This window comes from Delftia sp. WSY_22, assembly GCF_043104185.1.
GTDB classification, from domain to species: Bacteria; Pseudomonadota; Gammaproteobacteria; order Burkholderiales; family Burkholderiaceae_C; genus Comamonas; species Comamonas tsuruhatensis.
Genome location: NZ_JBICKN010000059.1, coordinates 296734 through 319277, shown reverse-complemented (window position 1 = coordinate 319277; position 22544 = coordinate 296734). Strand labels below are relative to the sequence as shown.

Annotated in this window: 16 protein-coding genes; 4 read left to right on the top strand and 12 right to left on the bottom strand. The window is 68.8% G+C overall.

The window, feature by feature from the left end; all coding sequences use genetic code 11:
* Window positions 1-53 precede the first annotated feature (53 nt).
* Window positions 54-1034 (bottom strand): sugar ABC transporter substrate-binding protein, encoded by a 981-nt coding sequence (locus ACF8NF_RS27135; protein ID WP_392451614.1) that lies wholly within the window; start codon window positions 1032-1034, stop codon window positions 54-56.
* 219 nt (window positions 1035-1253) lie between these two features.
* On the opposite strand from ACF8NF_RS27135, the gene iolD reads away from it, so the two are divergent.
* The 4 genes from iolD (at window position 1254) to ACF8NF_RS27115 (ending at window position 6397) form a co-directional block, all read left to right on the top strand.
* Entirely contained in the window at window positions 1254-3137 is a 1884-nt protein-coding gene (gene iolD, locus ACF8NF_RS27130; RefSeq protein WP_392451613.1) for a 3D-(3,5/4)-trihydroxycyclohexane-1,2-dione acylhydrolase (decyclizing), read from the top strand.
* An 81-nt stretch (window positions 3138-3218) separates the two neighbouring features.
* Window positions 3219-4145 (top strand): myo-inosose-2 dehydratase, encoded by a 927-nt coding sequence (gene iolE, locus ACF8NF_RS27125; protein WP_392451612.1) that lies wholly within the window; start codon window positions 3219-3221, stop codon window positions 4143-4145.
* Window positions 4146-4189: 44 nt separating this feature from the next.
* Entirely contained in the window at window positions 4190-5287 is a 1098-nt protein-coding gene (locus tag ACF8NF_RS27120) for a porin (protein ID WP_392451611.1), read from the top strand.
* A 135-nt stretch (window positions 5288-5422) separates the two neighbouring features.
* Window positions 5423-6397: a DUF4434 domain-containing protein gene (locus ACF8NF_RS27115; RefSeq protein ID WP_160855113.1), complete on the top strand. Its 975-nt coding sequence runs from the start codon at window positions 5423-5425 to the stop codon at window positions 6395-6397.
* Between the two features lie 16 nt (window positions 6398-6413).
* Here ACF8NF_RS27115 and ACF8NF_RS27110 read toward each other — a convergent pair whose 3' ends face one another.
* The 11 genes from ACF8NF_RS27110 to wecB form a co-directional block, all read right to left on the bottom strand.
* The gene (locus ACF8NF_RS27110) at window positions 6414-7559 is read right to left on the bottom strand and encodes an acyl-CoA dehydrogenase family protein (RefSeq protein WP_016452419.1); all 1146 of its coding nucleotides are present in this window, start codon (window positions 7557-7559) and stop codon (window positions 6414-6416) included.
* A gap of 26 nt (window positions 7560-7585) precedes the next feature.
* Entirely contained in the window at window positions 7586-8287 is a 702-nt protein-coding gene (locus ACF8NF_RS27105) for an alginate O-acetyltransferase AlgF (protein WP_016449891.1), read from the bottom strand.
* 17 nt (window positions 8288-8304) lie between these two features.
* On the bottom strand, window positions 8305-9768 hold the full coding sequence (locus ACF8NF_RS27100; protein ID WP_244386314.1) for an AMP-binding protein: 1464 nt from the start codon (window positions 9766-9768) through the stop codon (window positions 8305-8307).
* 69 nt (window positions 9769-9837) lie between these two features.
* Window positions 9838-10077: an acyl carrier protein gene (locus tag ACF8NF_RS27095; protein WP_016449889.1), complete on the bottom strand. Its 240-nt coding sequence runs from the start codon at window positions 10075-10077 to the stop codon at window positions 9838-9840.
* Between the two features lie 22 nt (window positions 10078-10099).
* Window positions 10100-11680, bottom strand: coding sequence for an MBOAT family protein (locus ACF8NF_RS27090; RefSeq protein WP_046240136.1), 1581 nt, complete (start codon window positions 11678-11680; stop codon window positions 10100-10102).
* 13 nt (window positions 11681-11693) lie between these two features.
* Window positions 11694-12827: a cell division protein FtsQ gene (locus ACF8NF_RS27085; RefSeq protein ID WP_392451610.1), complete on the bottom strand. Its 1134-nt coding sequence runs from the start codon at window positions 12825-12827 to the stop codon at window positions 11694-11696.
* Between the two features lie 3 nt (window positions 12828-12830).
* Entirely contained in the window at window positions 12831-13871 is a 1041-nt protein-coding gene (locus ACF8NF_RS27080) for a twin-arginine translocation pathway signal (protein WP_392451609.1), read from the bottom strand.
* 54 nt (window positions 13872-13925) lie between these two features.
* Window positions 13926-16793 (bottom strand): tetratricopeptide repeat protein, encoded by a 2868-nt coding sequence (locus ACF8NF_RS27075; protein WP_392451607.1) that lies wholly within the window; start codon window positions 16791-16793, stop codon window positions 13926-13928.
* Window positions 16790-18511: a glycosyl transferase family protein gene (locus ACF8NF_RS27070; protein WP_074924255.1), complete on the bottom strand. Its 1722-nt coding sequence runs from the start codon at window positions 18509-18511 to the stop codon at window positions 16790-16792. The genes ACF8NF_RS27075 and ACF8NF_RS27070 overlap by 4 nt, the downstream gene beginning before the upstream one ends.
* Before the next feature lie 42 nt (window positions 18512-18553).
* Window positions 18554-20785, bottom strand: a complete 2232-nt coding sequence (locus tag ACF8NF_RS27065) for a hypothetical protein (protein WP_392451606.1) — start codon at window positions 20783-20785, stop codon at window positions 18554-18556.
* Between the two features lie 99 nt (window positions 20786-20884).
* The gene (gene wecB / locus ACF8NF_RS27060) at window positions 20885-22069 is read right to left on the bottom strand and encodes a non-hydrolyzing UDP-N-acetylglucosamine 2-epimerase (RefSeq protein WP_016452411.1); all 1185 of its coding nucleotides are present in this window, start codon (window positions 22067-22069) and stop codon (window positions 20885-20887) included.
* Window positions 22070-22544 lie beyond the last annotated feature (475 nt).

The window sequence follows — 22544 nt, the reverse complement described above, 5'->3', positions numbered from 1 at the left end:
GTTGTGAAGAGGTGGCGGGGGTGACGGGGCGACGCGGACCAGGCGAGGCCGGCTCAAGGCCTGGCGTACTGGTCCATGTTCTCGGGCGTGACCAGTTCGAAGGGCACGTTCACGAAGCGCTCCACGGCCTGCTTGCCGGCCAGGCGCAGGGCGGCATCGACGGCATTGGCGCCCTGGCCCGCCAGGTTCTGGAAGACGGAGACCTTGAGGTCGCCGTTCTTCATGGACGTCAGCCCGTCCGGCGTGGCGTCTATGCCGGCCACGATCATGTCGGGCGTCCATTTCCTGGCCGACTTCAGCGCGTTGATGGCGCCTATCGCCATCTCGTCGTTGTTGGCGAGGATGGCGTCGAACTTCATGCCCGAACTCAGCCAGTTCATGGTGATGTCCTGGCCCTGCGTGCGGCTCCATTTGCCTTCGCGCTTGTCCAGGATCTTCATGCCTGCGCACTCGCGGGTCGCCAGCACTTCCTCGATGTCGCGGGTGCGAACGCGCGCCGAATCGTTGGACAGCTCGCCCATCAGCACCAGCAGGTCGCCCCGGCCGCCCAGCAGCTTGCAGACCTGGCGGGCCTGCAGCGTGCCCGACAGCTTTTCATCGGACGCGACCACGGCAGTGCCTGCGGGCAGCTTGTCGAAATCCACGGGCTGGCGGTTCACGTAGACCAGCGGAATCCGGGCGGCGCTCACCATGCGGGTGATCTTGGGCGTGGCGTCGGTATCGACCGGGTTGACGATGATGGCGTCGGCCCGCTGGGCAATCATGTTCTGGATCTGGCTCAGCTGCTTGCCCACGTCGTTGCTGGCGTCCTCGATCTGCACGCCGGCTCCGTGCTTTTTCGCTGCATCGACGATGCCGTTGCGCAGGATGGTCAGGCCCGTGTCGTCAAACAGCGCCATCGCCACGCCGATCCTGAGGGGCTGCACCGGGGCCTGGGCCTGCGCTGCCCGTGGCTGTGCCTGAGCCTGGCCATGCAACGGCAGGGCGGCCAGAAGGGCTGCGGCAATGGCAGCCAGCAGTTGTCTTTTACTCATCCCTCGTCTCCTTGTTCCTGAGCGGCAGCGGGGCGCATGCAGGCCCCGCATGGACTCGCCACACACCGGATTGCACCGGACCGTGAGGAGAACTGTAGTTCCGCGCCGTGAAATTTTGGAAATTAATTTCTAAGTGATTACACCTAAGGAAAATAATTTCCAATAGTTTTAATCTTTCGACCATGTTCCGAACGGCGGACATCGGAGACAAGGCAAGCCATGACAAGCACTGTGAGATTGACCGTCAGCCAGGCGCTGGTCCGCTACCTGGCGGCCTTGCGGGCCGAGGTCGTGCAGCCGGACGGCAGCACCTCCATCCAGCCCTATTGCGGCGGTGTGTTCGCCATCTTTGGGCATGGCAACGTGGCCGGGCTGGGCGAGGCCCTGCATGCCGACAGGCACAGGCTGCCCACCTTTCGCGCCCACAGCGAACAGGGCATGGCCCATGCGGCCGTGGCCTTTGCCAAGACCCATTTCCGCCAGCGCATGATGGCCGTGACCTCCAGCATCGGCCCCGGCGCCACCAACCTGGTGACCTCCGCCGCGCTGGCGCATGTGGCGCGCCTGCCGCTGCTGCTGCTGCCCGGGGACATCTTTGCCTCGCGCCTGCCCGATCCCGTTCTGCAGCAGGTGGAGAGCTTCGAGCAGGGCGATCTGAGCGCCAACGACTGTTTGCGCCCGGTCACGCGCTATTTCGACCGCATCATGCAGCCCGGGCAATTGCTGGTGGCCTTGCCGCGTGCCATCCAGGTCATGACCGACCCGGCCCAGTGCGGACCCGTCTGCCTTGCGCTGCCGCAGGATGTGCAGACCCAGGCCTTCGACTGGCCCATGGATTTCTTCCACCCGCCGCTGATTCGCCTGCGCCGCCAGCCGGCCGACGCTGCCGGGCTGGCCGAGGCCGTGGCCTTGCTGGCCTCCGCCAAAAGGCCGCTGATCGTGGCGGGCGGCGGCGTGCTGTACAGCCAGGCCTGGGAGGCCTTGCGCGTGTTTGCCGAAACGCATGGCGTGCCGGTGGCCGAGTCGCAGGCCGGCAAGGGCAGCCTGGCCTGGGACCATGCCCTCAATCTGGGCGCCATCGGCGTGACCGGCTCGCCGGCTGCCAACCACGCAGCCCGGCACTGCGATGTGCTGCTGGCCATCGGCACGCGGCAGCAGGATTTCACCAGCGGCTCGCAGGCGCTGTACAGCCAGGCCACGGTGCTGGGCCTGAACGTGCAGCCCTTCGATGCCGCCAGGAAGCGTGGCCGCCAGCTGGTGGCCGATGCCCGTATTGGCCTGGCCCAGCTGGGTGCAGGATTGGCCGGCTGGCGGGCCGATCCACGGTGGACCGAAGAGCTGCGCGCCCGGGCCTCAGCCTGGGCACAGCGCGTGGCGGAGCTGACATTGCACGTGCCCCAGGGCGAGCTGCCCTGTGACGCCGAGGTGATCGGGGCCTTGCGCGAGTCTGCCGCCGACGCAGGGCTGGACAGCGCCCGCAATGACGTCGTGGTCTGCGCGGCCGGCACGCTGCCGGCCGAGCTGCACAAGCTGTGGCGCAGCGGCCTGCCGGGCAACTACCACGTGGACTATGCCTATTCCTGCATGGGCTACGAGATCGCGGGCGGCCTGGGCGTGAAGCTGGCAAGGCCCGAGCGCGAGGTCATCGTGGTCGTGGGCGATGGCTCCTACATGATGCTCAACGCCGAGCTGGCCACCTCGGTGCTGCTGGGCCGAAAGATCATCGTCGTGGTGCTGGACAACCGCGGCTACGGCTGCATAGAGCGGCTGCAGGTGCGCTGCGGCGGCGCCAGCTTCAACAACATGCTCGACGACTGCGTGCCGCAGGGCGGCGAGCGCTCGTCCATCGATTTCGCCCGCCATGCCGCTGCGATGGGGGCGGAGGCCGTCCATGTGGGCGGTGTGCAGGAACTGCGCCGCGAAATGCTGCGTGCGCGGGCGTCCCGCCGCAGCCAGGTGCTGGTGATAGACACCACCCACCACCGCACCACGGCCGATGGCGGCGCCTGGTGGGAGGTTGCCGTGCCCGAAGTCTCGGGCCGCCCCGAGGTCCAGGGCGCGCGGCGCGAGTACCTGCACCACAAGGCAGGCCAGCGGCGCTGACGCCGCGCCACCGTCGCCCCGCCCGATTTCTGCCCATCTGCCTAACTGTCTAGGCGCCTATCTGCCCCAAGGAGGACTCGCATGAACTGGAAGGTTCGCATCGGTATCAATCCCCTGTCCTGGATGAACGACGACCTCCCTTCGCTGGGGGGCGATACGCCGCTGGACACGGCACTGAAGGAGGGCGCCGAGATCGGCTACGCGGGTTTCGAGCTGGGCAACAGGTTTCCGAAAACCGGCCCCGCGCTCAAGGCCAGGCTCGACGCGTACGGGCTGGCCTGCGTCTCCGGCTGGTACTCGGGCTTTCTGGCGCAGGCCGATGCGGGCAGCGACGACCAGGCCCTTGCCGCCGAGGCCGAGCGCTGCAAGCCCCACATGGACAGGCTGCGCCACAACGGCGTCGACGTGGTGGTCTATGGCGAATGCGCGGGCACGGTTCAGGGGCAGATCGGCACGCCTGTGTCCCGGCGCCCGCGCTTTGCCGACGATGCGGCCTGGCAGCGCTATGCGTGGCGGCTGGATGCCTTTGGCGCGCACCTGCTGGAGTGTTACGGCATCCGGCTGGCCTATCACCACCACATGGGCGCCCAGGTGGAATCCCCGCAGGATGTGGACCGCCTGATGGCGCTGACCGATCCGCGCAAGGTCTTTCTGCTGTTCGATACCGGCCATGCCTACTACGGCGGCGCGGCCGATCCGGCGGCGCTGCTGAAAAAACATGTGGCGCGCGTGGCGCATGTGCATTGCAAGGATGTGCGTCCCCAGGTGATTGCCCAGGCACGCCAGGGCGACTGGAGCTTTCTGCAGGGCGTGGTCAACGGCATCTTCACGGTGCCGGGTGACGGCGCGCTCGACTTCGAGGCGGTGCTGCGCACGCTCAGGGACGCCGGCTACCAGGGCTGGCTCGTGGTCGAGGCCGAGCAGGACCCCGCCATCGCGCCCGGCTACGCATACGCGAAAAAGGGCTACGAGACGCTGCGCGCGCTCGTGGACCGGCTGGGCGCCTGAGGCCATCCGGCATCGAGGCATGAAAACCAAGGGAGGACAACGTCATGACATCTGCAATCCACCACGCCCTGCGGGGCCCTGCGGCCCGGGCCACCGTACCTTGCCTGTGCGCTGCGGCGCTGGCCGGCGCAGCCAGTCTGGCCGCGGCGCAAGGCAGCGTCACGCTGTATGGGCGCATCGTCAGCGGTGTCGACTATATGAACCGCATTGCCGAGGGGCCGGGCCGGTCTTCCGATCAACTCCGGCACGCCGGGCAATGGGGCGCGACCTGGTGGGGGCTGCGCGGGGCCGAGGACCTGGGTGGCGGCCTGAGCGCCGTCTTCCATCTCGAAAGCCAGTTCTCCGCCGACGACGGCACGGTGGGCGACAGCTTCTTCAGCCGCTATGCGGTGGTCGGCCTGCGAAGCCAGACATACGGCACGCTGCTGCTGGGCCGGGCCATGGGCATTCCGGACGGCGAGGTCTGGGCGCTGGACCCCATGGGCCTGCAGGCCATGGGCGCGGGCACGCTGCAGGGCAACCGGACCTGGGGGTCGCGCCCCAATGCCATCAGCTACCAGTCGCCGGCCTGGGGCGGGCTCTCGTTTCGCACCCAGCTGGGGCTGAACGGGGAGGCGGGCCGTTCCCGGGCCTGGCGCCAGGCCGCCGCCAGCGTGGGCTATGAGCAGGGGCCGCTGGTGCTCAAGGCCTTCTACGAGGAAATCCGTGACGGCAACGGCGCGTTCGCCTCGCTCTACACGGCATCGCGCCTGTACACGGTGGGCGCAACCTACCGCGTGGGCGGCCTGAAGCTGTTCACGGGCTACAGCCAGATCCGGTCAGGTGCGCTGACGGTGGCCGACGCCGACAACCCGGCAGGCGCCCGCAGGCAGCAAACCTATTGGATGGGCGCCAACTACCAGGCCACGCCGGCCCTGGTGCTGGTGGGCGGCGCCTACCGCGCCAACCGCAGTGGCGGCGGCGCCAGCCTGGTGAGCCTGGGGGCCAACTACCATCTTTCCCGGCGCACCATGCTGTATGGCACGGTCGGCACCCTCTCCAACGGAGGCACAGCCTCGTTCTCGGTGGAGGCCAACAGCGGCAAGCCGCTGCCCGGCTCCGGCCAGCAGGGGCTTTACGCGGGCGTCGTGCACTCGTTCTGAAGCCGCCTTTGCCGCGCATCAACCCTCAGCCCGGCCGGGTCAACCCCCGCTGGGCCGGCCCCCTTGGGGCGGGGCGGTGCCGCTTGGCTGTATTCTTGGCGCTTGCCTTCACGCAGCCTTGCGGCCGTCCCCAACATGCATTTGTCCAGACGCGAATTCCTCGGCGCCGGCGTGGCCGCCACCTGTGCCTCGCTGGTCGGTTGCGCGGCCTCGGCGCCCGTGTCGGGCAGTTTCCTGCAGCCGTGGCGCAGCCATCTGGAGATGCCGCGCGACCAATGGCGCCAGCGCCTGGCCGCCACCCAGGCGCTGGGCTGCCGCGAGCTGTTCGTGCAATGGAGCGGCCTGCTGGGCGATACCGAGGCGGACAGCTGGATGCTGGCCGACGCGCAGATCGCCGACCTGCTGGACATCTGCACCGAACTGGGCATGGGCGTGCACCTGGGCCTGCCCTATGACGAGCGCTGGTGGAAGCAGATCAGCCTTGACAACGCCGCAGGCCCTGCGCCCTACCTGGCGCATATCGCCGAGCTGGGCGCCAGCCACATGTACGCCAGCACCTGGCCGCGCCATGCGGCCTTTCGCGGCTGGTACATCCCCTACGAGCTGGAGCAGTACCACTGGGCCGCGCCCGAGCGCATCGAGCTGCTGGTGAGCGCGCTGCAACCGCTGGCCCAGGCGGCAGCGGCCACATCCGGCCAGGTGCCCGGCATCTCCACCTATTTCAGCCAGCTGCAGACCCTGGGCAGCCTGCCCACGCTGTGGAGCATCCTGCTGGACCGCGTGTCCCTGCGCCCCATGGTGCAGGACGGCGTGGGCGTGGCGGGCCTGGGCAACTACGAGGCGCTGGCGCCGCTGCAGCAGATGCTGCTCGAGCGCAGGGCGCCGTTCGATCTCATCGTGGAGCTGTTCGAGCAACTGCCGCCCGCGCGGCCCGATGGCTCGGACTTCCAGGCGCGCACGGCCAGCTTCGAGCGCGTGCGTCGCCAATGGGACGTGGCCCGCGACTACGGCGCCCAGCGCGTCGTTGCCTTCGCCATCGATCCCTGGGTGCTGAACGACACGCCCGAAGCCCGGCAACTGCTGCGCGGGTGGAAATCCGCCGCGCGCTGAGCGGCAGGCGGCCGGGTCAGAAGCGCTTGGCGATGATCTCTCGCAGGATCTCGCTGCTTCCGCCGAAGATGCGCAGTGCCCTTGCATCGGCCCAGGCACGGCCGATGCCGTATTCCGCCATGTAGCCGTAGCCGCCGTGCAGCTGCAGCAGCTCGTCCAGCACCTGGCCCTGCAGCTCGGTGGCGTTGAGCTTGGCCATGGCGGCGGTGACGGAGTCCAGCGAGCCTTCCATGTGCTGGGCCAGGCAGTCGTCCAGGAAGACGCGCAGCATGGTGGTCCTGGCCAGGGCGTCGGCGAACTTGAAGCGGGTGTTCTGGTAGTCGAGCACGCGGCGCCCGAAGACCTTGCGGTTGCGCACGAACTCGGCAGCCTCGTCCAGCATGCCTTCGGTGGAGGCCGCCGCACGCAGCGCGATCGCCAGCCGCTCCTGCGCCAGCTCCTGGGTCACATGCTCGAAGGCTGCGTTCTCGCGCCCCAGCAGGTGGTCGGCCGGCAGGTGCAGCTCGTCGAAGAACAGCTCGCAGGTGTCCTGGCTGTGCTGGCCTATCTTGCGCAGCGCCGGGCCCTTGCCCAGGCCCTTCATGCCTTCTTCCACCACGAACAACGACAGGCCGCGCGCGCCCAGGTCGGGCTCGGTGCTGGCCAGCACCACCATCAGGCCGGCGTTGACGCCGTTGGTGATGAAGGTCTTCTGGCCGTTGAGCACGTAGCCGCCGCCCTCACTCTCGCTCTTGCGGCGGGCGCGCGTGCGCACGGCCTTGAGGTCGCTGCCCGCGCCGGGCTCGGTCAGCGCGATGGCGCCGATCAGCTCGCCCGTGGCCATGCGCGGCAGCCAGCGGTCCTTCTGCACCTGCGTGCCGAAGTTCCAGAGATAGGGCGCCACCATGTCGGAGTGGATGGAAAAGCCGATGCCCAGGCAGTTGGCACGCGCCAGCGCCTCGATGACCACGGCCGCGTGGCCGAAGTCCCCGCCCTGGCCGTAGGGCGGGGGCAGGTCGCAATTGAGCAGGCCGCTGTCGCCAGCCTTGCGCCACAGGGCGCGCGGCGTGATGCCCTCTGCCTCCCAGTCATTGATGTGGGGCAGGATCTCGGTGGCCACGAATCGGTCCACCTGTTCCTTGAACAGCAGGTGGTCTTCACGCAATACGGAGCGGGTGCGCATGTCTGTGTCGGTCTCCTTGGGCTGGGTCAGGGGCGGTAGGTGTCGGTGGCGCTGGCCTGGCCGCGCAGCACGGGGGAGGCGGCCGTACCCGTCATGAACAGGCTGTAGTGGTCGCCGGGCTGCAGCTGGGGCAGTGCCAGCGGCGCGCTGACGGCCTTGGCGCAGCTGGCACTGAGCTGGGCGCTGACCGGGTTGATGGAGCGGCTGGCCGATGCGGCCGGCGCCACGCCGGTGAACAGGGGCGTGCCCGCAGGCGCGACCTGCAGGCTGCCCTGGGGGCAGTCCGTGGTGAGGTTGTAGAAACGCAGCTCGGCCTTGAGCGCGTCCTGGCTGCCGCCGGAGTCGTCGATGGCCGTGAAGCGCGTGGCCGCGTTCTTGCCCTGGCGCTGCGGCACCAGGGTGGTGAAGCTGCCCGGCGCCACCTTCATGCTGCCGGCGCTCTTGCCGTCCAGCTGGATGGCAAAGGGCGTGTCGCCCTTGACGATGGCGTAGCTGCTGGCCGGCTTGCTGCCGGACAGCGTCTGCTCGGGGCCATCGGCGATCTTCACGCGCAGGCTGCCCGCGTCGGGGTGGACCACGCGCACGAAGGACGAGCCTGCGGGGGGGCGCGCGGCGTACAGCTGGGCCAGCGTGCCTTCGGCATGCGCTGCAGGCAGGCAGGACAGGGCCGCCAGCCCGGCCAGGGTGAACAGTGCTTGGCGCCTCACAGCGGAAAAAACGGAAGTCATGCCTGCAGATCCTTGTTTCATTGGGCGGGGCGCATGCGCGAGTCGAGGTACATGCGCTCCAGTTGCTTGCGGTCGGCCTTGTCGGTCTGGGTCAGCGGAAAGCCATGGCAGGCCAGCAGTTCCGACGGAATCATGTAGGGCGGCACGCGCTGGGCCAGCAGTTCGCGCCATCCGGCCAGGTCTTCGGGCAGGGGGTGCATGCCGGGCGGGCCGCTGCGGTCCAGGTCCACGAAGCCGATCATGCGCACGATGAAGCCGTCGGGCCGCTTGAGTGCCACCGCCGCGCCCGCGCGCACGCCGGGCAGGGTGGCCAGCACGGCATCGACCTCGGCCAGCTCGATGCGGTAGCCGTGCATCTTGATCTGGTCGTCGCGCCGGCCGTGGAAGGTGACCAGGCCCTCGCCGTCGATCTCGCCCAGGTCGCCCGTGCGGTAGCCGCGCTTGCCGTTGCGCATGAACATGCGTGTGGCGTGCAGGTCGGGGCGGTTGAGGTAGCCGCGCATCACGTGGTCGCCGGCCACGCAGATCTCGCCTTCGTCCAGGAAGACGTCGGCATAGGGCTTGGCCCGGCCGATGGGAAAGGGCAGCGGCGCGCGCTGGCGCAGCGCGGGGTCGATCTCCACCCAGGTGGTGGAGCAGGTGGCCTCGGTGGGGCCGTAGGAGTTGATGATGCGCGCCTGGGGAAAGCGGCTCCACAGCGCCTCGGCCACGGTGGGCGTGAGCGATTCGGCGCCGAAGACGAAGACGCGCAGGTCGGGCAGGTGCTGCTGGTCGAAGTCGGCATCCAGCAGCTGCTGGCGCACGAAGGAGGGCGTGGATGCCCAGACGTTCACATGGGTGCGCGCCAGGTAGGCGGCAAAGGCCTGGCGGTCGGCAATGGTCTCGCGCGCGCACAGCACGCAGGCACCGCCCGTGACCAGGGCGCCCATCCAGTTGAACAGCGAAAAGTCGAAGCTGAACAGCATCTGGTCCATGAACACCGGCGCCTCGCCCAGGGCCAGGCAGTCGCGTATCCAGCCGGCGAACAGGCCCATGCTCTCGCGCCCGATCTGCACGCCCTTGGGATCGCCCGTGCTGCCCGAGGTGAACATGATGTAGGCCAGCGATTTTTCCTGCAGCGGCTGCGCGGCGATGCCGGTGTCCACAAAGCTGCGGGCCTGCGCGTCGTAGCGCAGGCCGGCCTGCACCAGCGTGGCGATGCGCGCCATGCGCTCGGCCGGGTTGATCACGTCCACGGGGACAAAGGGCACGCCCAGGCGCAGGCAGCCGAGGATGGCCACGAGAAAGGCCGTCTCCTTGTGCCCCGTGATCAGCAGCGGCTCGTCGCGGCGAGCGCCGCGCGCCAGCGCCTGCTGCTCCCATTGCTCCACGGCCTGGGCCAGTTGCTGCCAGCTCAGCGTGCCGGCGGCATCGATGACGGCCGGCCGCTGCGTGCCGGCGTCGGGCTCGATGAAGTCGAAGCGGTCAAAACTGAATCGCATGCGGGCTCCTTGCGGCGGTGGATGGATGGGGATGGCTGCGCAGGCCGGGCCGACAGTGCCGGCGTCTCATCACGCCTTGCGCTGCTCGGCCACGTACTGCGCCAGCGTTTGCACGGACTCCAGGTGCAGGTCGATCTCCGATGGCGGTATCTTGACGCCGAATTCCTTCTCGATGGCCAGGGCCACGTCCACGGCGGACAGCGAGTCCACCAGGCCCGATTCGAGCAGCAGCGTATCGGGCTCGACCGAGGTCAGGATGATGGCTCCGATGATCTGGGCAATCTTGGTTTCGATGTCATTGTGGGACATGCTTTTTTCTCCAACAGGCGTTTCAGAACTGGAAATACAGGAAGCGGGTTTCCTTGTGCAGGTTGACCAGGCACAGGAAGAGCAGGACCAGGGTCACGGCCGTCCAGCCCGCGCTGGGGCGCCAGCGCATCCAGGCCTGGGGCGCCTCCTGCACCTTGAACATGGCGGGCGAGAAGCGGCCCAGGATCTGGTGGGCATTGGGCGTGAACCAGGCAATGGCCAGCAGCAGCAGCACCAGGGCCAGCTGCATATGGTGGCCTATGGCCAGGCGGATGGCATCGCCCAGTGCCAGGCCCTGGACGTGGGACAGCGACTCCAGCGCCTCCACGCCGCGCAGGCCGGCCATGCCCTTGAGCAGCAGCATGGCGTCGCCCACGCCGTGGGCGCGGAAGAAGGTCTGGGCGATGAGCACGGCGATGAAGGTGATGACAACGCACAGCGCCTGCACGCCCCGGCCCGATTTGCGGGCGGCGGCCGGCTTGCGGCTGACCACGAAGATGCGCCAGGCATGGTTGACCGACAGGTAGAAGGCATGCAGCAGACCGAAGATCACGTACTGCAGGCCGGCGCCGTGCCAGATGCCCGCCAGCCCCATGGTGAACAGCGTGGGCACGACGATGGTGGCCGCAAAGCCGCCCGGCGTGCGCGCGGCGCTCGATCCCACGGACAGCCCGCGCTTTTCGCGTGCGCGCGAGATGGCCATGGCCACGGGGTAGTACAGGTAGGCCGTGAGGTAGCGCGTCAGCGTCATGTGCCAGCGCGCCCAGAAGTCGATGATGCTGCCGGCCTTGTAGGGCGAGTTGAAGTTCAGCGGGAAACGGATGCCGAACATGCGCGCCAGGCCCAGGGCCATGTCCGAATAGCCCGAGAAGTCGAAGTACAGCTGCAGCGCGTAGCTGAGGCTGGCGCCCCAGGCGGCCCAGAACTGCAGCTCGCCGGGCGCGGCGAAGCCGGCGTCCGCATAGGGTGCGATCTCGTCGGCCAGCAGCACCTTCTTGGCCAGGCCGATCACGAACAGCGTGCCCCCGATGGACAGGTTGTCCGCGCGGAACCGGTAGTTATCCGGCTGCGCGAACTGCGGCATCATTTCCTTGTGGTGCAGGATGGGCCCCGCGATCAGGTGCGGGAAGAAGGTGACGAACAGCACGTAGCTGAGCAGGCTGCGTTCCTTGACGATGCCCGAGCGGCAGTCCAGCAGGTAGCCGATCTGGGTGAAGGTGAAGAACGAGATGCCCAGGGGCAGGATCAGCTCGTGCATGCCGCCCTGCGTCAGCCCCCATTCGCCCAGGAAGTTGAACAGGGTGGCGAAGTACTTGTAGTGGAACAGTGCCGCCAGGTCCGCGCCCACGCCCAGCGCAGTCACCAGCCCCTGCAGCCGCGCATGGCCGGCAAAGCGCAGGATCAGCCGGCTCACCACGTAGTTGAAGGCAATGGACAGGGCCAGCAGGGCGACGAACTGCGGATTCCACCAGCCATAGAAGACGAAGGACGTCAGGCACAGCCAGAACGCGGCCAGCCGCAGGCTGATGGCGCCGGCCAGGTAGTGGCCCGCCAGCGCGATGGGCAGGAACAGCAGCAGGAAAAGATAGGAGTTGAACAGCATGTAGCGGGCGGTTTCACGCAGGCGGGGAGGCGGCGTCCAGCTCCTTGAGCGCCGCTTTTTCATCGTCCGTCAGGGGCAGGGACAAGGTGTTTTCCGAGAACTCCCAGATCACCAGCCGCAGGCTGGCCGGCCAGGAGGCGCGGCGCTTGAGGGCGGACACCATGGCGCCGCTGAACTGGCCGCCATCCATGCTGAGGTTCCAGACTTCATGGCCCAGCGCGCGGCCCAGCTGTGGCGCGAAATTGCTGCGCAGGCCGTTGGAGCTGCCGGCCAGCAGCACCTGCACGGGCGGCGTCTCGTCCAGCAGGCCGCCGCCGCGCACGGGGGTGATGGCCTGGGGGCGTATTTCGTCGCGCTGCGGGCGCCAGCCTGCCGGTGCGTCGGCCAGGCCGGCCAGGGCCAGCAGGTCGCCGGGCAAGGGCTGCAGCGGCCCGGGTGCAGACTCCTCGAAGGCCTGGCTGCCGCGCTGCCCGCCCAGCAGCGGCAGCGCGGCCCGGGCCACGGCCAGGGCGGCGGCGCGTGCGCCCTCGGCGTTCATGTGCACGTCGGTGCGAAAGAACACGGGCTGCGTCTGCTGCTGGGCCTGCAGGGCGGGGCGCAGGTCGGCAAAGGCAATGCCGTCGGCCTGCAGGCGCTGCTGCCACAGGTCCAGGCGCTGCAGCATCACGGGTGCCACGGGCAGGCCGCACAGGTGGTCGGCCTCGATGCGCGACTTGTCGGGCACGGCCACCACCAGGGTGGCAATGCCCTTGTCCTGCAACTGCCGCGTCCAGTGGCGCAGCAGGCGCTGGCGCGCCTCGAAGGGCGCGGCGCCCGTGCCGGGCTGGGGCCGCAGGCCGTCGCGGTAGAACATCCACTGCGGGCAGCCCAGGGCCACCTGCGCGCCCGTATCGCCCAGCAGGCGATAGCGCAGCGCGGCCTGGCCCGTCTCCAGCGAAGACTGGGCGGGCAGGCGCAGGCCCTTGTTCAGCGCCGTGCCCGCGCGGCCATCGAGCCAGGCCGACAGCTGCAGCTCGCCGGCCTTGGGGCCGTGGCGGGCCAGCGACCAGCCACCCCAGGCCAGGCCCGACAGCAGCAGGGCGCCCCAGATCCAGGCATTGCGCCGGTGGCCCTTGTCGGTTTGCAGGTCTTGCGCGGCTTGGTCCACGGGTCAGCCCTTGAGTGCGGCGCGCAGCCGCTCCAGCCAGGTGGCGCTGGGCATGAGGGAGGCGTTGTCCCACTGGCCGGCCGCGTTGGGACCGTAGCTGTAGGTGGGCTCGAACATCTGCCACACCAGCACCTGGGGCTTGTGGGCCTTGAAGGCAGGTGACTCCAGATATTCCAGCAGCATGGTCCACTGGCCCACGTTGCCGGGCTTCCAGTTCAGCGAGACGGGGCGGTCCAGCAGGCTGGAGAGCTTTTGCGGAAAGCCGAAGTAGGGCTGGACCATGCTGTGGCCCGTCACATGGACAGGCGCGGGCTCGTCGTCGAGCAGGCCCTTGGCGGGGGCCTGGCGGCGCACGGTATAGACCTCGCGGCCCACCTGCTTGCGCTCTTCGGCGGTGAGAAAGAGCTCGGCCAGGTCGCCATAGCGGCGCTCGGTGACGGTGTCGCCCAGGGCCAGGCCGCTGCCGGCGCGGCCTGCCAGCTGGGGCACCTCGCCCTGGACCATGCGGGCCGTGGCTTCGGCCGTGGCGTCGGCCGCCGCCTGGGTCCAGTGCTGGTCGGTGCGGTAGAACACGTCCTTGCCGCTGTCGCGCACGGTGCGCAGCACGGCCTCGTCGTCGAAGCTGGGAATGCCTGCGCCCTGCAGCGCCTGCAGCACCTGCTTGTAGCGGCCCTGGACATCGGCGCTCATGGCCTTGCCATCGGGCATTTTGTCAGCGTAGAAGCGCACCTTGTCGGGCAGCAGCAGCACCTGCAGCTTCACGCCGCGCGCGGCCAGCAGGTTGCGCGCCTCGGTGATCAGCCGTGTGGATTCCGTGATGCCGGCGCGGTCCACCTGGGTCAGGCTGCCCCAGCCCGGAAACAGCCAGCCGTCCTTGCCCCTGAGAACGATGGAGGAGCTGTCCTGAGCCTGTGCCTGTGCCGTTCCCTGCGCTGCCAGCGCGCCCAGCACCAGGGCGCAGCCGGCCAGCCCGCGTGCGGCGCGCGCCATGCCCGAGCGCAGTCTGTGCAGGGCGGGGCGGGGTGCTTGCTTGGTCGAATCCATGGGAGCTTTCTCCTTTTCTCTTGTATGTGGGGTGGTAGCGGCGGGGCGGGGCTTTCAATAGGACAGCGTCAGCGTCATGAACAGGCCCTTGGCGCGGTCGGCCTGGCCGCCGCCGATGTTGAAGCGGTACTGCATGGACCAGTCCAGATAGGACTGGGCCGTGCTGTAGTGGCTTTCGCGGAACCATTGGCGCAGGCTGATGCCCACGCCGGCGCTGGCCGACCAGCTGCTGCCGTTGCCTTGCAGGGCCAGGGTCTGTCCCTGCTGGGCGGCCAATTGGGCTGCGGTGGGCGTGGCGCCAGGGGCAGCCTGCAGGGAACGCACTTGCACGCGGTTCCTCTGTTTGATCCAGTCGGCCGCGACCACGCCGAACGGGAAGATCACCAGGCCCTGGTTGATGCCGTCGGCGCGGAAGCTGCGCCCGATGCGGGCCTCGGTGGAGAAGAACCATTGCTCGCGCTTGTAGCGGCCCGAGCCGTCGCCCACCACGGCGCCATTGGTCTGGTCTGTCAGCGTGAAGCGCGAGGCCATGCTCTGGTTGGCATAGCCGGCCTGGCTGTAGCCTTCCATGGTGAACCAGCTGGAGCGGTCCGTGCGCCGGCCCGTGCCTTCGTAGAAGCCGTGGGTGACATAGGCCAGCCAGCCGCCCTGGCCCGCGCCCGCGCTGTACTTGGCCGAGATGGGATTGCCCAGTGCCGGGCCCGTGGGGTTGAGCGGATCGCGCCCGCTCATCAGGCAGCGCAGCTGGGGCGATTCAGGCGTGATGAAGCCCGAGCGCGTGGCGGAGCCGATGTTGAACTGGCGCTCTATGCCAAAGGTCAGCGCGTACTTGGTGGACGGCGTGAAGCGCATGCCCAGCGAGCCCGTGGTGGTGGGCAGGCCCGAGATGCCGCGGTTGTCGCCTGCCTGCACATTGATGGGCAGGCCCGTGCAGGGGTCGATGGCGCTTTGGCCCAGCGTGGTGCCGCCCCCGTCATGCAAGGTGCTGCCCAGCCGTCCGTAGACATCGAAGATGCGCGTCGATGAGTTGAGGAAGTTGGACGGGCGCCAGTAGGCCTCCGCCGTGCCGAAGACGGCGTCGCCGGCCTGGGTGAGGATGCCGTCCGAGAATGCGCGCCCCGCCGGCCGCGCGCCCCGGTAGCCCAGGGAGACGATGGCGCCCCATTCGCGCGAGTAGCCGGAGACGGCGCTGCGCGCGTTCTCGCGCTGCCCCGGCGTCAGCTTGGCGGTGCCGGCATCGTCCAGGTCGATGGCTTGCTTGAAGGTGCGCACGGCGCCCCGGCTGTCGCCGGTGCCGGCCAGGGCATAGCCCTCGTCCAGCATGGCGCCCGCAGGCGCCTCGCCCGTGGCGCGGGCGGCACGAAAATCCTGCAGCGCCTTGGCCGGCTCTTCCTGGCGCGAGTACAGGTAGCCGCGCTGCATCAGCAGCTGGGCGTCGTTGGGGGTGAGGGACAGGGACTTGTCCAGCCGCAGCAGGGCCTGGCCCTGCTGGTCGCGGTTGCCTGCGGCCAGCGTGGTGGTCAGCAGCTTTTGCAGCTGCTCGTTGTCGGGGTCCTGCTCCACGGCCGTTTGCGCATGTTCGATGGCGGCCTTGTAGTCCTGGCGCGCATAGGCCGCATAGGCCTGGGCGCTGGGGCCGCCTGCGCCCTGGGCATCGGAGGGCTGCAGCTCGCAGACCGTTCCGTAGGGCGTGTCGCGGCAGTCCTGCAGCGGCGGCGGGTAGTCGGCCATGGCCAGGGTCTGCGAGGCACCGCGCGTATCGGCCACCATGGGCGTGTCGCGGCCCGGGCGCAGCCCATCGGCTTGCTTGAGGCGGCGGGCCACGGCTTCATCCTGTGCCGGCATGGGCGCCAGCAGCGCGCGGGCGCGTGCCGCGTCGCCCGCAGCCAGGGCTGCGTCGGCCGCGATCAGGCGCAGGTTGGCCGATTGCTTTTCGTCCAGCCAGTCCTGCTTGAGCACGTCGTCGAAGTCCTCGTTGGCCAGCGTGGTCTTGCCCTGGCGCTGGCGTATGTAGCCGCGCATGCCCAGGGCGGCCGTGTCCTCGTTGTCCTGCGCCAGTGCCTCGTCGGCAGCCTTTTCCGCGTCGGGCAGCTGCTCGGCCAGCATGAGCGAGGTGATCAGCAGCAAGCGGTGCGATGCCGTTCCCGGCGCCAGCGCCACGGCTTCGCGTGCAAAGGGCACGGCCTGCGCCGGGTTGTTGGCGATCAGCGCCTGGTAGGCCTTTTGCGCGGGCAGCACGGCCTGGCTGCGGCGCAGGGTCTGGCGCTTGGCCACCAGGTCGCTTTTGTTGGGTGGGTCCAGGGACAGGGCGGCATCTGCGGCCTCGATGGCGGTGCCCAGCTGGTCCTGGGCTTCCAGCGCACCAATCCACAGCAATGCCCATTGGCCTTGCGTGGGGTCCAGGCGAAAGGCCTGCTCGGCCTTGCGCGCGCTGTCTGCGTAGTTCCTGGCGTTGTAGTCGGCGTAGGCCTCGGTGGCGATGGGAAAGGCCTTGTTGTAGGCCTCGGAGGCCGTGGCCGCGCCGCCACCTGCGGCGGCCCCGCCTGTCGCAGCCGCGCGCACATTCGTCTCGGCCTGCTGCAGCGTGGCCTCGTCCATCCCGGCGGCGCGGGCCGAGGCGATGGCCTTGAGCGCTTCCTCGTTCTTGCCCTGCCTTTGCAGCGAGTAGATCAGCAGCATGCGCAGGCGCAGCAGGTCGGGGCGCAACTGTATGGCCGATGCGGCGGCGCTGGCGGCCCGCGCAAAGCGGCCGGCCTGGTAGTGGGCATAGGCCTGGTTGGCCAGCTGCCATGCGCGGCCCCTGAGCGGCGCCTCGGCCTTGACGGCTGCTGCGGCCTGCGGCCAGGCCGGCGGCGCGTTCCAGCCGGCGCCCAGCAGGGCGGCCAGGGTGAGTGGGCGAACGAGGGGTGCGAGACGCTTCATATGCCGGCCCTTGGTGTGCTTGGATTGCCTGTTGCGGCCAAGCCGGGATGTGCCGGGGGATCGGTGGGCTCCCCCTGCTGGAAGCTGATGGCCTCGCGCAGCGTGGCCTCGTCGAGCCAGCCTTGCTCCATGAGGATGGCGCCCAGCGGGCGGCGTTCGCGCCGCTGGATCTCCAGCGCGCTGGCCAGCCGGGTTTCGTCGATGGCCTGCCAGGACAGCAGCAGCTCGCCCAGGCGCTGGCGCTGGTGCACCAACTGGTCTGTGGAGGGGAAGTCGTGCATGGTCTTGTCCCAGGCCAGGCGCTTGCCCGTGACCAGGTGGACGATGAACAGCTTCCAGGCGCGCGCCGCTGCCATGGCATTGATGAAGTTGCCGATCACCATGCGCGGGACGGACAGCAAGGCGTGCTCCCAGCCGTACAGGCGCGAGACGAACCAGGCGCGCTGCACCACGCGCAGCAGCAGGGCGACGACGTTGACGCTCATCAGCGTCACCAGCCAGCCATTGGGGGCGAACAGGGAGGGGTAGTAGACCGTCCACCAGCCCATGTGGTCGGCCAGCAGGAAGACCAGGAAGTTCAGCAGCAGCAGATAGGCCAGGATGGCCACGAAGGAGGTCACCAGCCCCTTGCGGTCGCGGAACAGCAGGTACTTGGTGGACAGCGGCCCGGCCCAGCCGACCTGGCTCCAGCCCTGCAGGCCGATGCCCAGCGTCCAGCGCGCCTTTTGCCGGTAGGCGGTCTTGAAGGTGTTGGGAAAGAACTCGCGTATGCCCAGCGGCATGGTGAGGGTGGACACCTTTTCCTTGCCCAGGCCGAACAGCGGCTTGCGCCGTATCACGTAGTCCACGGGGAATTTGCCGAAGATCTGCTTCATGCCCCGGCGCGCCAGCCGCGCGCCGATGTCGTAGTCCTCGGTCAGCGTGTCGGTGTTGAAGGGCTGGTTATGGGTCTCGGCGGCCAGTTCCTCCATCGCCTTGCGCGAAAAGCAGGTGCCCACGCCGGCCGAGGGCACCATGTGCGACATGCTCTCGCGCACCACCAGGTCCTTGGTGTGCCATTCGGCGAATTCGTCCATGTAGGTGCCGGCCACCAGTTCGTACCACTCGCGCTCCAGCGAGGTCACGGGCAGCTGGATGAAGTCCATGCGCGGCAGCAGGTAGTTGTAGTACTTGAGTTCCAGCGGGTGCAGCACGTCTTCGCTGTCGTGCAGGATCAGGCCGGCAAAGGGCTCGGGCTGCAGCGTGTTCTGCTGGAAGATGGCCTGCACGATCCAGTTGAGGCAGTCGGCCTTGCAGGTGGGGCCGTCATGCGGCACCTCCACGCGGACCAGCTGGCGGTAGCGCCGGCGCATGCGCTCCACCTCGTTCTTGGTGCGCTCGTCGTTGCGGTAGGTGCCCACGAAGATCATGTAGTTCTTGTAGTCCAGCGTGCCCACCATGCTCTCGAGCATGGGCGCGATCACGTCGTACTCCAGCCAGGCCGGCACCATGATGGCCAGCGGCTTTTCCTCGACCTCCTGCAACTGCTGTGCCTTGAGCGGCTGGTAGCGGCGCTTGACGGTCAGCGCGCGCCAGGCCTCGCGCACCCAGTACCAGGCATCGATGAACAGGTCATCGATGCTGGACAGCAGGATGATGACGGCCACCACGGCGCTGGTGATCTCCAGCGCGTGGTAGTAGTCGGCCACCAGGTAGGGCCAGTAGAGGGAAGAGATCATGGTGATCGCCTCATGCCGTCGTCATCGTGGCTCGGGCCCGGCTCAGTGCCTGGGCTGCTTGCTGCGCGCCACCGCCCAGGCCAGCAGCACCAGCAGCACCACCACGACCAGCGCAATGGCGATGCCGGGCACGCTCCAGGACAGGAAGTTGCGCCATTCGTGGAAGGCGCCTTCGCGCGGACCGGACGGAATGCCGGCATCGGGGTTGCTGCTGTCGAGCCAGGCCAGAGGGCCGTCACCGCCGATCACGGCGATGTTGCCGCGATTGAGCAGGAAGGGCTCGCCCAGGCCGCCAGTCCACTCGCCGATGGCACGCCACAGCACGCCCTGCTGGCCGCCGGCAGTGACGACTTCGGCCGAGGACAGCTGTTTCAGCCCCTTGATGTCCAGCCAGTCCAGCGACTTGCCGCGAATGCGCAGCTGCTGACCGTCCGTGACCGTCACCAGGGGCTTGGCGCCCTCCACCGGCACCTCCATGGCCACGAAGGGCATGGAAGGCTTGGCGGGTGCATCGGCCTGGGCCACGACCAGCTCGGCCTGCGAGGCCGACAGGCCGCTGGCGGCTGCCAGGTTGGCCATGCGCTCCAGCGCGGCCGGCGCGGCCGACAGGTAGCTGGCAGGCACCAGCAGCTGCGACCTGGCGCCCAGCAGGGGCAGCAGGCCGATGAAGCTGCCGTTGGGCTCGGCCTTGCCGGGCGTCACATAGCTGATGGCCGGCAGCACGCTGGCGGGATAGGGCTGGGGAATCTCGTTGCAGTCGGCCGAGTAGGGCTGGCGCTGCACCGACACGCGCAAGGTGTTGTTGATGCCCAGCGCGTAGCCGGGCACGCGGGCGCGCAGGCGCTCGGGCTGGCCGTTGGCGTCCAGCTGGCGGGCCGACAGCAGCATGCCGTTCCAGAACAGCGTGGCCACGGGGCGCGTGGCCGAGGCGCCGGGGGCTGCGGCCACGTACAGCGTGATCTCGCCCGGCATCCGGCCCTGCGAGGCGACGGCGCTCAGCGGGAAGTTCATCGTCCACTCGCCGCGCGACAGCACGTCGAAGCTGTCGGGGCTGCCGCCCAGGCTGGACAGGCGGATGCCCTTGGCCTCGTCCCATTGCGGGGGCTGGGCCGCAGCCACCGTCACGTTGTCGCTGACCAGCAGGCGCTGCAGGGCGGCCTCCTGCAGGCCGGCCACGCGCGCACCCGCATCGGAGGCCACGGCCAGCACCATCTGGCGGCCCATGGGCAAGGCACGCAGTTGCTGCGAGGCCAGCGCCTCGCTGGCCAGCGGCGCGCGGCGGGCACGCCATTGCTGCAGCGCCTGGCCCGCATCGGGGTCGGTCGCCAGCTGGGTCTGCAGGGCTGCGAAGGCGGCGGTCAAACGCTGCTGCAGTGCCTTGTCGGCCACCACGATGTCGCCGCTGACCTGGGCGGCCCCCAGCATGAGCAGCGCGCCCAGCTCGGCGTCACTGGCCAGCTTGTGCTGCGGCTCGGCGCCCCGCAGCGCGGCAAAGGCGGGCACGCCGGCCAGGGCGGCGGGAACCTCCAGGCCGCGCAGGTCGATCACCTCGCCCACGGCAGGAAGGGCCCGTACCTGCATGCGCCTGTTGTTGCGCTGCAGGCTGGCGCCGATGCGCCAGGCGCTGTCGAACGAGGCCTGCTCCAGCTGCCTGCCCGACACCAGCACGGTGGTGCGCACGGGCAGGGTGTTCCAGACATCCTCGATGGTGCGCACATCGCGCGGGTCCACGCGGTAGCTCAGGCGTGTCTGCGGGGAGATGGTCAGCGAGTTGGCGAGGGAGTGGTTTTCGTCGCAGCGCTGCTGGCTGTTGTTGCGGTTGCGCCAGTTCACGCCCAGGCGCACGAAGTCGCTGGCGCGCGCAGGCTGGGCCACGGGCAGGTTGCGCTGCAGCGTGCCTTCGCCGTCCGGCACGGTCTGGGATACGGCTGGCGTACCGTTGAGCGAGATCACCACGGTCGAGGTCCCCGGCTCTCCCTTCAGGTAGCGGCCATCGAAGGCGATGCTGGCATCGCCCAGAGGCAGGCCGCGCGGCACGGGCAGGTAGAAGTCCTGGGTGGCCGTGCCGGCCAGCACGACCGGGTCGACAATGCCCAGCTCCTTGAGCGTGACGCTGCGCTGCAGCCCGTCGCTGGCGCCCAGCTGCCGTATGGCGTCACCCAGCGCCGAGGCGGATGCCGTCTGGGCGAACAGGGCGCCCAGGCCCAGCAGCGAACCCAGCGCCCAGCGGGCCCCGGTGCGGGAAAACGAATGGCGGTGGATGGTCGGTTGCATGGGGGGCCTCTTTTTCACTTCGGTGCTCGGTTCGTGACGCGATTCGTGACACGTTCAGTTGCTGCAGGGCGGCTGCCGTTGCATTGGGACTGGCGGCCTTCAGGCCGGCGCCAGGCCCTTGCCCATGGTGGCGAGGATGCCTGCCGGTCCGGCGGCAAACTCCTCGAAGGGCTGTCCCAGCAAGGCCCGTACGATGCGCTGCGAGGCCCGTCCGTCGCCATAGGGATTGATGCGGCGCGCGAACGAGGCGCGGTGGCCTTCATCGGTCAGCAGGCGGTTCACCTCGGCCACGATGCGCGCGCGCTGCGTGCCCACCAGCAGCACGGTGCCGGCCGATACGGCCTCGGGCCGCTCGGTCACATCGCGCATCACCAGCACGGGCTTGCCCAGGTAGGGCGCTTCCTCCTGCACGCCGCCGGAATCGGTCAGGATGATGCGGGCCCGCTGCATGAACCAGACGAAGTCCACATAGTCCAGCGGATCGATGAGGCGGATGTTGTCCATGCCGCCCAGCGTACGCATGACCACCTCGCGCACGGCAGGATTGAAGTGCACCGGGTAGACGATGAGCAGGTCCGGATGGCGCCGCGCCAGCTCGGCCAGCGCGGCGCAGATGTTCTGGAAGCCTTCGCCGAAGTTCTCGCGCCGGTGGCCCGTGACCAGCAGCAGCGGGCGCTGCGCGTCCACCCAGGGATGGCGCCCGGCAATGTCGCGGGCCAGCTCGGGCCGGGCATCGAGCCGGTCGCACAGCGTGGCCAGCGCATCGATGACGGTATTGCCGGTCACGGCGATGCGGCCCTGCAGGTTCTCGCGCAGCAGGTTGGCACGCGACGTGGGCGTGGGCGCGAACATCCACTGGCTGACCACATCGACCACGCGGCGGTTCATTTCCTCGGGAAAGGGCTGGGCCAGATCCCCCGTGCGCAGGCCGGCTTCCACATGGCCCACGGGAATGCGCCGGTGAAATGCTGCCAGCGCACAGGCCGTGGCCGTGCTGGTGTCGCCGTGCACGAGCACGTAGTCGGGCTTTTCCTGCTCCAGCACGCCGTCGGCGCCCGCCACCACGCGGGAGAACAGGCCGTTGAGTGTCTGGCTGGGTTGCATGACGGCCAGGTCGTGCCGGGCCTGCAGGCCGAACAGCTCCATCACCTGGTCCAGCATCTGGCGATGCTGGCCCGTCACGCACACCACGCTTTCGATGCCGCGCGTCTGCGACAGGGCCGTCACCAGCGGCGCCATCTTGATGGCCTCGGGACGGGTCCCGAAAAACGAAAGAATTTTCATGCCAACCCCTTTGCGTCTTCTTGTGCTCTTCGCTCCTGCGTTGTTCTGGTGCTCCGCGCCCGGAGAGCGGGGGCCGTCTCAGCCCGAGGGCAGGCCGGGCAGGCTGCAAGGCGGTGTGGAATATACGTCGGGTTTTTGGCTTTTTCGATCGGCTTGGCGTCTCTGATTGAAAACTATCGTCAATTGAGTGAAATTGACGGAAATTAAGAGGACTTGAAGGGATTTTGTGACATTGCTTTCCATTTGGAACCTCCGTCGGATCTCTCACCCTGCAAGCCTCTTGCGGCTGGGCCTGAATGCTTGTTCGCGCCGCGCTGCGGTTGCACAAAGCTGCGCGCCTGGGTGCTTTGTTGCAGCTAGTACATCACTGAAACAAGGCTGTGCCTGTCGGACACCTGCGTATTGCATGCCCAGGCAGGGGTCTGCGCAAGGCTTGAGGGGCAGGTGCAGCCTGTGACTTTCCCTGATGCGCTGA

Bases quoted from the DNA above. Each gene is read 5' to 3' on its own strand.
- ACF8NF_RS27135 (WP_392451614.1), bottom strand. From the start codon at position 1,034: ATGAGTAAAAGACAACTGCTGGCTGCCATTGCCGCAGCCCTTCTGGCC.
- iolD (WP_392451613.1), top strand. From the start codon at position 1,254: ATGACAAGCACTGTGAGATTGACCGTCAGCCAGGCGCTGGTCCGCTAC.
- iolE (WP_392451612.1), top strand. From the start codon at position 3,219: ATGAACTGGAAGGTTCGCATCGGTATCAATCCCCTGTCCTGGATGAAC.
- ACF8NF_RS27120 (WP_392451611.1), top strand. From the start codon at position 4,190: ATGACATCTGCAATCCACCACGCCCTGCGGGGCCCTGCGGCCCGGGCC.
- ACF8NF_RS27115 (WP_160855113.1), top strand. From the start codon at position 5,423: ATGCATTTGTCCAGACGCGAATTCCTCGGCGCCGGCGTGGCCGCCACC.
- ACF8NF_RS27110 (WP_016452419.1), bottom strand. From the start codon at position 7,559: ATGCGCACCCGCTCCGTATTGCGTGAAGACCACCTGCTGTTCAAGGAA.
- ACF8NF_RS27105 (WP_016449891.1), bottom strand. From the start codon at position 8,287: ATGACTTCCGTTTTTTCCGCTGTGAGGCGCCAAGCACTGTTCACCCTG.
- ACF8NF_RS27100 (WP_244386314.1), bottom strand. From the start codon at position 9,768: ATGCGATTCAGTTTTGACCGCTTCGACTTCATCGAGCCCGACGCCGGC.
- ACF8NF_RS27095 (WP_016449889.1), bottom strand. From the start codon at position 10,077: ATGTCCCACAATGACATCGAAACCAAGATTGCCCAGATCATCGGAGCC.
- ACF8NF_RS27090 (WP_046240136.1), bottom strand. From the start codon at position 11,680: ATGCTGTTCAACTCCTATCTTTTCCTGCTGCTGTTCCTGCCCATCGCG.
- ACF8NF_RS27080 (WP_392451609.1), bottom strand. From the start codon at position 13,871: ATGGATTCGACCAAGCAAGCACCCCGCCCCGCCCTGCACAGACTGCGC.
- ACF8NF_RS27075 (WP_392451607.1), bottom strand. From the start codon at position 16,793: ATGAAGCGTCTCGCACCCCTCGTTCGCCCACTCACCCTGGCCGCCCTG.
- ACF8NF_RS27070 (WP_074924255.1), bottom strand. From the start codon at position 18,511: ATGATCTCTTCCCTCTACTGGCCCTACCTGGTGGCCGACTACTACCAC.
- ACF8NF_RS27065 (WP_392451606.1), bottom strand. From the start codon at position 20,785: ATGCAACCGACCATCCACCGCCATTCGTTTTCCCGCACCGGGGCCCGC.
- wecB (WP_016452411.1), bottom strand. From the start codon at position 22,069: ATGAAAATTCTTTCGTTTTTCGGGACCCGTCCCGAGGCCATCAAGATG.